Genomic DNA, 10,425 nt, shown 5'->3' with positions numbered 1-10,425 from the left:
ATCCCTCTCCATCACCAGCATTTTACGGGGGCCAGAATGGCACCGTCCAAGACGCTTCTCTCCGCCCGCAAGCGCGATGCCGCCCGGCTGACGCGCGGCTTGCGCGGCATCGCCATCTTCCTGTTCGTCGTCTCCGGCCTCATCAACCTGCTGGCCCTGACCGGCTCGTTCTACATGATGCAGGTCTATGACCGCGCCCTGACGAGCGGCAGCATCCAGACCCTGGCGGCGCTCTCGGCGCTCGCCATCGGGCTCTATCTCTTCCAGGGATGCTTCGACGTCATCCGCTCGCAGGTGCTGGTTCGCGTCGGCGCGCGCTTCGACGACCAGATCGCGCCGATTGCGCATCGCGTCACCATCGACATGCCGCGCCTGGGCTTCTCGACGGCGGAGGCGATGGAGCGCGGCCGCGACGTCGATACCGTCCGCAGCTTCCTCGGCGGCCAGGGCCCCGGCGCTCTGTTCGACCTCCCCTGGATCCCGCTCTATCTCGCCTTCGTCTATTTCCTGCACCCGTGGCTCGGCGGGCTGACGCTCGCCGGCGCAGTCGTGCTCACCGTGCTGACGCTGCTCAGCGAGATCCTGACCCGCCGCATCAACAGCGAGACGCGGCAGGCGGCCGTCGCGCGCGGCGCCATCGCCGACAGCAATGCCCGCAACGCCGAGGTGCTGAAGGCGATGGGCTTCGCGCCGCGCGCCGTCGCGCGCTTCGACGAGGTCAATCGCGAGCATCTCGCCCTTCAGACCCGTTCCAGCGATCTCGGCGGCACCTTCGGCGCGATCTCGCGCGTGCTGCGCATGATCCTGCAATCGGCGACGCTGGGGCTCGGCGCCTATCTCACCATCAAGGGTGAGCTTTCGGCCGGCGCGATCATCGCCGCTTCCGTCGCCTCCTCCCGCGCGCTGGCACCGGTCGACCAGGCGATCGCCAACTGGAAGCCCTTCGTCGCGGCGCGCATGGCGTTCCAGCGCCTGCGCGAGACGATGACCGCGCTGAGCAAGGCGGTCGAGCCGATGGAGCTGCCGGCGCCATGCCGATCGCTGAAGATCGACAAGATCACCGTCGCCGCGCCGGGCAGCGGCCAGGTGCTGCTGAGCGACGCGAGCTTCGACGTTCAGGCAGGCAAGGCGGTCGGCATCATCGGGCCGAGCGGCGGCGGCAAGACCACGCTCGTGCGGGCGATCACCGGCATCTGGCCGATCCTGCGCGGCGCCGTCCGGCTCGATGGCGCGGAGCTGGAGCAATGGCCGGAAGAGACCATCGGCCACCATCTCGGCTATCTGCCGCAGGAGGTCGCGCTGCTCGACGCCACGGTCGAGGAGAACATCTCGCGCCTGGCCGAGACGTCCGATCCCGCCAAGGTCGTCGAGGCGGCGGCCGCCGCCGGCATCCACGAGATGATCCTGCGGCTGCCGCTGGGCTACAAGACCCAGCTCGGGCCGCAGGGTACGGCCCTCTCCGCCGGCCAGCGCCAGCGGATCGGCCTGGCGCGGGCGCTCTACGGCAATCCCTTCCTCGTCGTCATGGACGAGCCGAACTCCAATCTCGACGGCGAGGGAGAAGCCGCGCTCACGGCCGCGATCGAACAGGTCAAGGCGCGCGGCGGCATCGTCCTCATCGTCGCGCATCGCCCCAGCGCGCTGCAGGCGGTCGATGATGTCGGCCTGATCCAGGGCGGCAAGCTCGTCGCCTTCGGCCCACGCGACAAGATCCTCGCGCCGGCCCAGCAGCGAGCCGCCCCGGTTCCCAGCGCGCCGGCCGCGGCTTCGCCCGCTCCTGAAAGCGAGCGAACTGTTTCCATGCCACGGGCCGTCGGTCTCGGCGAACATCCGGCTGTCCTTCACGCACGGGTGCCGGCATGATCACGATCAAGGCAGCCAAACCTGCGGAGCCGCAGCTTCCCGACGCCGCCCAGATCTATCGCAAGGCGGACGAACCCGCGTCGGCGCCACGCTGGCCGGGCGTGTTCGCCCTCGCCTTCACGGCGGTCGTGCTCTACCTCAAAAGCCTGTTCCCCGGCCAGGCGAAGACCGATGCGTCGGCGCCCCCCGCCGCAGAGGACGCCGCCCAGGCCGGGGAAGCCTCCCGCAAGCCAAATGTCGCCGAAGGCGAGGATCAACGGACGGACGCGGAGAAGGATGTCGACGAAACCGGTTCGGTGAACAAGGAGCCGGCCGCGGCCAAGGCCATCGGCACGGGAGGCCCCGGCCCTGGCGTTCAGGGGCTGCCGGATTTCCTCAATATCGACTCGCGGCTGATCGACTACGAACAGCTGCCCTTGCCCCGCTACACCTCGCCGATCTTCGAGGCCGGGCTGGGCTTCTCGGCCAATAACGACAATGGCGGCCGCGGCTTTTCCTTCACCGCGGTCTCGGGCGGCGCCTCCGACGGCGGCGGCTCGTCGACGGGTTCCGGCCCAGGCGGCGGGACTGGGCCCGGTGGCCCGGGCGACGACGATGACGACGAAACGCCGGAAGAGCCGCGCAACCGCGCCCCGCGCGTTTCCGGTCCCGTCCAGCTCGTCGATATCGGTGGCTGCCAGACGCTGATGATCGCCAGCCTCGCCTTGCTGGCTGGCGCGACCGATGCCGATGCCGACCCGCTCTCCATCGTCGGGGTCCAGGTATCCCATGGTCAATTGACCGCGACCGAGGGCGGCTGGGTCTTCAAGCCGCAGAGCGGCTGGTACGGCACGGTGACGCTGACCTACTGGATCAGCGACGGCGAGGCTCTCGTGCGCCAGACGGCGACGCTGCGCGTGCTGGAATTCCTCGACGTCACCGGCACGACCGGCGACGACATGCTGCTCGGCAGCGAATGTAACGACCGGATCGCGGGCCTCGGCGGCGACGACGTGGTCGATGCGCGCGGCGGCAACGACATCGTCGTGACCGGCGCCGGCGACGACCACATCGTCGGCGGGGCCGGCAACGACCAGATCGACGCTGGCGCGGGCAACGACATCGTCTTCGGCGGCGTCGGTAACGACGTCATCCGTGGCGGTGCCGGCAATGACCGCCTGTATGGCGGCGACGGCAACGATACGATCTACGGCGAGGCCGGCGACGACGTCATCGACGCTGGCCCGGGCAACGATATCGTCGACGCCGGCCCGGGGAATGATGTCATCGATGCCGGGCCTGGCGACAACATCATCGATGCGGGTGACGGCGACGATATCGTCAAGGCCGGCGACGACGACAACACCGTGCTCGCAGGCAAGGGCGATGACCATGTGACACTGGGCGCGGGCAATGATGTCGTCGAGGCCGGCGCTGGCAATGACCATCTCAAGGCCGGTGCCGGCGCTGACCGTGTCTTCGGCGAGGAGGGCTGTGACGAGCTGTACGGCGAGGCCGGCAATGACGTGCTCGACGGCGGCGCCGACAGCGACCGCGTCTTTGGCGGCGAGGGCAACGACTGGATCATGGCGACGAGCGATGCCGCGGCCGACTGCTACGATGGCGGCGAGGGGCAGGACACGCTCGACCTCTCGGCGACCGAGCATGGCGTCACCGTCGACCTGAAGCGCGGCAAGGCCGTCGGCATCGAGATCGGTGAGGACACCGTGATCGATTTCGAGGCCATTCTCGGCGGTAGCGGCGATGATTGCATCATCGTCGGAGAGAAGGCCACGGCGCTCACCGGCGGCGGCGGCGATGACCGTTTCGTCTTCGCCGTGAGCGACAACGCGCCCCGGACCGATGACCTCGTTCACCAGATCCTCGACCTCGAGGCCGGCGACCGCATCGTGATCAAGCAGTACCAGCTCCGCTCCGGCGACGACGAAGGCAATGGCGACCAACAAGGCGGCGACGGCTTCGAGCAGGCCTATGGCGATGGCGGCAACGACCGCCCCTTCCGCTTCCGCATCGAGAAGATCGGCGAGAACGAGCGCACCTATGTCGACGTCTATGTCGAGGAGGCTGACGCGACTGATTTCTCGATCGAGATCTACGGCAACCACAAGCTCTATTACGCCTGAGGCAAGGACCGACCGCCTGAACGGCCGGCAAGGGGACAATGCCGATGAACGCCCATAACCACGATTTCGCCGCCGCTTCGGCGAAAGCAGCCAAAAAGGCCCGGGCCCGCCAGGCGAATTTCAGCCTGCGTGGCCATGTCGTCACTGGCGCCGCCATCGCCCTGCTGCTGGTCCTCGGCTTCGGCGGTTGGGCAGCAAATGCCGCGCTGAATGGCGCCGTCGTCACGCAGGGCGCCGTCAAGATCGACCAGAACCTCAAGGAGGTGCAGCACCGCGACGGCGGCATCGTCCAGTCGATCGCCGTCCGCCAGGGCGACCGCGTCGAGGAAGGTCAGGTGCTCTTCCGGCTCGACGATGTCCAGACGAGGGCCGAACTGTCGATCATCCGCTCCCAGCTCGCCGAGAATCTCGGCCGCAAGGCCAGACTCATTGCCGAACGCGACAATCTGGCGAGCATCACCTTTCCGTCCGAGATCGCGACGCTTTCCGACGAGGTCGACCATATCCGCGATGGCGAGGCCCGCCTCTTCACCGGCAACAAGGCCAATCGCGACAGCCGCAAGGAGCAGCTGGAGATTTCGATCGTCCAGTCGGGCGAGGAGATCCGCGGGCTGGAATCGCGGCAGGTCGCGAAGGTCGAGGAACTCAGGCTCGTCGATCTCGAGCGCGCCAAATATCTCAGCCTCTTCCAGAAGGGTTTCATCGACGGCGTCAAGGTCTTCAACATCAACCGCGAATGGGCGCGGCTGCTGGGCGAGCGCGGCGAGATCGATGCGACGCTTGCGCGTGCGAAGCTGCGCATCAGCGACGCCCGCCTCCAGATCATCGCGATCGACGAGACGGCCCGCACCGAGGCGCAGCGCGAATTGCGCCAGGTCGAGGCCAAGGTCTCCGAGCTGAGCGACCGCCGTATCGCCAACGAGGACCGGCTGGCGCGCATGGAAATCCGCGCGCCGATCGCAGGCACGGTCAACGAGCTGATGATCTTCACCGTCGGCGGTGTCATCACCCCCGCGGCGCGGCTGGCCACGATCGTGCCGCAGAGCGCGAAACTGGTCGTCGAAGTCCGCATCGCGCCCAACGACATCGATCAGATCCAAGTCGGGCAGACCGCGCGGATGCGCTTCTCCGCCTTCAACCGCAACACGACGCCCGAGGTCTCCGGCAAGCTGGCCCATATCTCGCCGGCGACCTCGAAGGACCCCGTCAGCGGCCAGAATTTCTATGTCGGCGAGGTCCAGATCGAGGACGCCGCCATCGCGCTCGGCGAGCGTCGCCTGCTGCCGGGCATGCCCGTCGAAGTCTTCATCTCGACCGACGAGCGCACCGCGCTGTCTTATCTCGTCAAGCCGCTGATGGACCACGCGGAGCGCGTCTTCCGCGAACGCTAGGACGTTTCGGACAAGCCCCAGACCAAGCCGCCCGGTCGCTGCGCCCAGCGACCGGGCGAATTCCTATAAAATTCCTATTTTGCGACGCCGCCCGCCGTCTCGAACGGCTATGCCGCCAGCACGATAATCCCAGCCATGGTCGATCTGCTCGCGTCCTCGCCTTCCGCAGGAAGGTGGGACCGCGCGCGTCGGCCCATCGGTAACGCCCGGTCGAAAGGACCTCGGCAATGGATATCGCCATGCTCGCGCTCGGTCTCGGCTTCTTCGCGGCAGCCCTCGCCTATGTCTCGGCCTGCAACGCGCTCTGAAGGAGCCCCCCATGTTCGTCGATTATCTCCTCGGCGGCGCGGTGACCGCGGTCCTGCTCGTCTATCTCACCTATGCGCTGCTGCGGCCCGAGCGCTTCTGAGCGCCGGCGCAAGCTGAGAAAGCCTTCCCATGACACTCTACGGCTGGATCCAGATCCTCCTCTTCTGCGCGATCGTGCTCGCCTTGGTGAAGCCGCTCGGCAGCTACATGACGCGCGTCTTCAAGGGCGAGCACACCTTCCTCTCTCCCGTGCTCGCGCCGGTCGAGCGCGGGCTCTATGCGCTCGCCGGCACGCATGAGCGCGAGGAGCAGCACTGGAGCGGCTATGCGGCCGCGCTGCTGCTGTTCAACCTCGCCGGCCTGCTGCTGCTCTACGGGCTGCAGCGCTTCCAGGGCCTGCTGCCGTTGAACCCGGACGGCATGAGCGCGGTTGCGCCCGACCTCGCCTTCAACACGGCGGTCAGCTTCGTCACCAACACGAACTGGCAGAGCTATGGCGGCGAGAGCACGATGTCCTACCTGACGCAGATGCTCGGCCTGACCGTGCAGAACTTCGTCTCGGGCGCGACCGGCATCGCCATCGCCGTGGCGCTGATCCGTGGTTTTGCGCGCGCCTCGGCCAAGTCGGTCGGCAGCTTCTGGGTCGACCTGACCCGTGCGACGCTCTACGTCCTGCTGCCGCTCTGCATCCTGCTGACGCTGGCCTATGTCGCGCTCGGCGTCCCGCAGACGCTCGATCCCTCGGTGACGGCGACGACGCTCGAAGGCGCGCAGCAGACCATCGCTCGCGGCCCGGTCGCCTCCCAGCTCGCGATCAAGATGCTCGGCACCAATGGCGGCGGCTTCTTCAACGCCAACTCGGCCCATCCCTTCGAGAACCCCGACGCCATCTCGAACCTGATCCAGATGGTCTCGATCTTCGCGATCGGTGCCGCGCTGACCAATGTCTTCGGCCGGATGGTCGGCAACGAGCGCCAGGGCTGGGCGATCCTCTCGGCCATGGGCGTGATGTTCATCGCCGGCATCGCCGTCTGCTACTGGGCGGAGGCCGCCGGCAATCCGCTGGTCCAGGGGCTCGGCCTTCAGGGCGGCAACCTCGAGGGCAAGGAGATGCGCTTCGGCATCCCGCTTTCCGCCCTCTTCGCCGTCGTCACCACGGCGGCCTCCTGCGGCGCGGTCAACGCCATGCATGGCAGCTTCACCGCGCTCGGCGGGCTGATCCCGCTGATCAACATGGAACTCGGCGAGGTCATCGTCGGCGGCGTCGGCGCCGGCTTCTACGGCATCGTGCTCTTCGTCGTGCTGGCGATCTTCGTCGCCGGCCTGATGGTCGGCCGCACGCCGGAGTATCTTGGCAAGAAGATCGAGGCGCGCGAGGTCAAGATGGCGATGCTCGCCATCCTCTGCCTGCCGGTCGGCATGCTGGTCTTCACCGCGATCGCGGTCGTGCTGCCCGGTGCGGTGGCCTCTGTCGGCAATAGCGGTCCGCACGGCTTCTCCGAGATCCTCTACGCCTATACCTCAGCGGCTGCGAACAATGGCTCGGCCTTCGCCAGCCTCTCGGCCAACACGCTCTGGTACAACACCACGCTCGGCATCACGATGCTGGTCGGCCGCTTCCTGGTCATCATCCCGGCGCTCGCCATCGCCGGTTCGCTTGCCGCGAAGAAGTCCGTGCCCGCCTCGGCCGGCACCTTCCCCACAGACGGCCCGCTCTTCGTCGGCTTGCTCGTCGGCGTCATCCTGATCGTCGGCGGCCTGACCTTCTTCCCGGCGCTGGCCGTCGGCCCGATCGTCGAGCATCTCGCGATGCTCGCCGGCCAGAGCTTCTGAGGAGATCGTCATGGCAAGCTGCCTGCGCCAATTGCGCCGCGAGGCCGTCCATCGCGACGCCGCCTCGCGGGAAACGGACGGGGCGCCACCGCGCCCTGCCACAATCATCCTCGGCCTGACGGTCGCTTTGTTCCTCGTCCTGCTGCTCGTCCGGGCGCTCGCCGGCCTCGTCGCCGCTGCCTGAGCCGGACCCGACACCCTTCCGCTGGAGCCTCTTAATGAGCCCGTCCAAATCCGCGAGCCTGATCGACGCCCGGATCCTGCTGCCGGCCCTCGCCGACGCCTTCCGCAAGCTCGACCCGCGCAGCCTCGCCCGCAACCCGGTTATGTTCGTCGTCGCCGTGGTCTCGGCGCTGACCACTGTTCTCTTCCTGAAGGACCTCGCCACCGGAGGCGCCAATCTCGGCTTCTCCTTCCAGATCGTGCTCTGGCTCTGGTTCACCGTGCTCTTCGCCAATTTCGCGGAAGCGGTGGCCGAGGGGCGCGGCAAGGCCCAGGCCGACTCGCTGCGCAAGACCCGCTCCGAAACCGAAGCCAAGCTGCTCTCGGGCGATGACCGCAGCCAGTTCCGGCTCGTTCCCGGCACCTCGCTCAAGGTCGGCGATGTCGTGCTGGTCGAGGCCGGCGACATCATCCCCTCGGACGGCGAGGTCATCGAGGGCGTCGCCTCGGTCAACGAGGCCGCGATCACCGGCGAATCCGCCCCCGTGATCCGCGAATCCGGCGGCGACCGCTCGGCCGTGACCGGCGGCACGCAGGTGCTCTCGGACTGGATCCGCGTGCGCATCACCGCAGCGGCCGGCTCGACCTTCATCGACCGCATGATCGCGCTGGTCGAGGGCGCAGAGCGCCAGAAGACGCCGAACGAGATCGCGCTCAACATCCTGCTCGCCGGCATGACGCTGATCTTCGTGCTGGCGACCGTGACGATCCCGAGCTTCGCCACCTATGCCGGCGGCTATATCCCGGTCGTGGTGCTGGTCGCGCTGTTCGTCACGCTGATCCCGACCACGATCGGCGCCCTGCTCTCGGCCATCGGCATCGCCGGCATGGACCGTCTCGTGCGCTTCAACGTGCTCGCCATGTCCGGCCGCGCCGTCGAGGCTGCCGGCGACGTCGACACGCTGCTGCTCGACAAGACCGGCACGATCACGCTCGGCAACCGCCAAGCGACGGAGTTCCGCCCCGTGCGCGGCGTCGGAGAGCAGGAGCTGGCGGACGCCGCGCAGATCGCCTCGCTCGCCGACGAAACGCCGGAGGGCCGCTCGATCGTCGTGCTTGCCAAGGAGAAATACGCCATCCGTGCCCGCGACATGGGCTCCCTGCACGCCACCTTCGTGCCCTTCACCGCGCAGAGCCGGATGAGCGGCGTCGACCTCGAGGGCTCGCAAATCCGCAAGGGCGCGGTCGATGCCGTCCTGAAATATGTCGAGGGCGCCAGCGCCAAATCCACGCCCGAGACGGTGCGCGAGGTCCAGGCCATCGCCGCCGAGGTCGCCAAGGCCGGCGGCACGCCCTTGGCGGTCGCGCGTGACGGGCGCCTGCTTGGCATCGTGCATCTCAAGGACATCGTGAAGGGCGGCATCCGCGAGCGCTTCACGGAACTGCGCCGCATGGGCATCCGCACGGTGATGATCACCGGCGACAACCCGATGACCGCCGCCGCCATCGCGGCCGAGGCCGGCGTCGACGATTTCCTCGCCCAGGCGACGCCCGAGAACAAGCTCGCGCTGATCCGCGAGGAACAGGCGAAGGGCAAGCTCGTCGCCATGTGCGGCGACGGCACCAACGATGCGCCTGCCCTCGCCCAGGCCGATGTCGGCGTCGCCATGAACACCGGCACGGTCGCGGCCCGCGAGGCCGGCAACATGGTCGATCTCGATAGCGACCCGACCAAGCTCATCGAGATCGTCGAGATCGGCAAGCAGCTGCTGATGACGCGCGGCGCGCTGACGACCTTCTCGATCGCCAACGACGTCGCCAAGTATTTCGCCATCATTCCGGCGATGTTCCTGGCCTTCTACCCGCAGCTCGGCGCGCTCAACATCATGGGGCTGCAGACGCCGCAGAGCGCCATCCTCTCCGCGATCATCTTCAACGCGCTGATCATCGTCGCGCTGATCCCGCTCGCGCTGAAGGGCGTGAAGTATCGCGCCGTCGGCGCCGGTGCGCTGCTCAGCCGCAACCTTCTCGTCTACGGGCTCGGCGGCCTCGTCGTCCCCTTCATCGGCATCAAGGCCATCGACATCGCCATCACCGCCCTCGGCCTCGTCTAAGGAGCCGCAGACATGCTCAAGCAGATCCGCCCCGCCCTCGTGATGATCGTCGCGCTGACCGCCATCACCGGCCTCGCCTACCCGCTCGCCATGACCGGCATCGCCCAGGCCGTCTTCCCGCGCCAGGCCAATGGCAGCCTGATCGAGAAGGACGGCAAGATCATCGGCTCCAGCCTGATCGGCCAGAACTTCACCAGCGAGCGCTATTTCCACGGCCGCCCCTCGGCGACATCAGGCGCCGATCCCAACGACAGCACGAAGACCATGGACGCGCCCTATAACGCCGCCAATTCCAGCGGCTCCAATCTCGGCCCGACCAACCAGAAGCTGGTCGACCGCATCAAGACCGAGACCGAGAAGCTCAAGGCGGAGAACCCGGATGCGCCGGTGCCGATGGAACTCGTGACGACCTCAGGCAGCGGGCTCGACCCGCATATCTCGCCCGAGGCCGCCTATTTCCAGATCGCGCGCGTCGCCAAGGCCCGCAATGCCGACCCGGCAACGCTGAAAGCGCTCGTCGATACCCATGTCGAGAGGCGCAAGCTCGGCTTCATCGGCGAACCCGTCGTCAACGTGCTCGCGCTGAACCTTGCTCTCGACGGCGCCGCCCAGCGCTGACACAAAGACCCC

General features: G+C 67.7%; 8 protein-coding genes. All 8 read left to right on the top strand.

The window, feature by feature from the left end:
- Positions 1-36 precede the first annotated feature (36 nt).
- Positions 37-1,863 carry a type I secretion system permease/ATPase gene (locus AC07NY_RS03865; protein WP_494581950.1) on the top strand — a complete coding sequence of 609 codons (1,827 nt, stop codon included), beginning with the start codon at positions 37-39 and terminating at the stop codon, positions 1,861-1,863.
- Positions 1,860-3,986 (top strand): calcium-binding protein, encoded by a 2,127-nt coding sequence (locus tag AC07NY_RS03860; RefSeq protein ID WP_494581949.1) that lies wholly within the window; start codon positions 1,860-1,862, stop codon positions 3,984-3,986. The genes AC07NY_RS03865 and AC07NY_RS03860 overlap by 4 nt, the downstream gene beginning before the upstream one ends.
- Positions 3,987-4,030: 44 nt before the next feature.
- The gene (locus AC07NY_RS03855; protein WP_494581947.1) at positions 4,031-5,377 is read left to right on the top strand and encodes an HlyD family type I secretion periplasmic adaptor subunit; all 1,347 of its coding nucleotides are present in this window, start codon (positions 4,031-4,033) and stop codon (positions 5,375-5,377) included.
- Positions 5,378-5,696: 319 nt separating this feature from the next.
- Positions 5,697-5,786, top strand: a complete 90-nt coding sequence (locus AC07NY_RS03850; protein ID WP_173044066.1) for a K(+)-transporting ATPase subunit F — start codon at positions 5,697-5,699, stop codon at positions 5,784-5,786.
- 29 nt (positions 5,787-5,815) lie between these two features.
- Positions 5,816-7,519, top strand: coding sequence for a potassium-transporting ATPase subunit KdpA (gene kdpA, locus AC07NY_RS03845; protein ID WP_494581945.1), 1,704 nt, complete (start codon positions 5,816-5,818; stop codon positions 7,517-7,519).
- A gap of 10 nt (positions 7,520-7,529) precedes the next feature.
- Positions 7,530-7,703 (top strand): hypothetical protein, encoded by a 174-nt coding sequence (locus AC07NY_RS03840; RefSeq protein WP_492285310.1) that lies wholly within the window; start codon positions 7,530-7,532, stop codon positions 7,701-7,703.
- A gap of 34 nt (positions 7,704-7,737) precedes the next feature.
- Positions 7,738-9,795, top strand: a complete 2,058-nt coding sequence (kdpB, locus tag AC07NY_RS03835) for a potassium-transporting ATPase subunit KdpB (RefSeq protein WP_494581943.1) — start codon at positions 7,738-7,740, stop codon at positions 9,793-9,795.
- Between the two features lie 12 nt (positions 9,796-9,807).
- Complete coding sequence (locus AC07NY_RS03830; protein WP_494581941.1) at positions 9,808-10,413, top strand: K(+)-transporting ATPase subunit C; 606 nt, start codon at positions 9,808-9,810, stop codon at positions 10,411-10,413.
- The last annotated feature ends 12 nt before the right edge of the window (positions 10,414-10,425 follow it).

It is taken from the genome of Allobosea sp. GW821-FHT09G06 (genome assembly GCF_059416005.1).
The sequence above is the reverse complement of the archived record's forward strand: the minus strand, read 5'-3'. Positions and strand labels throughout refer to the sequence as shown.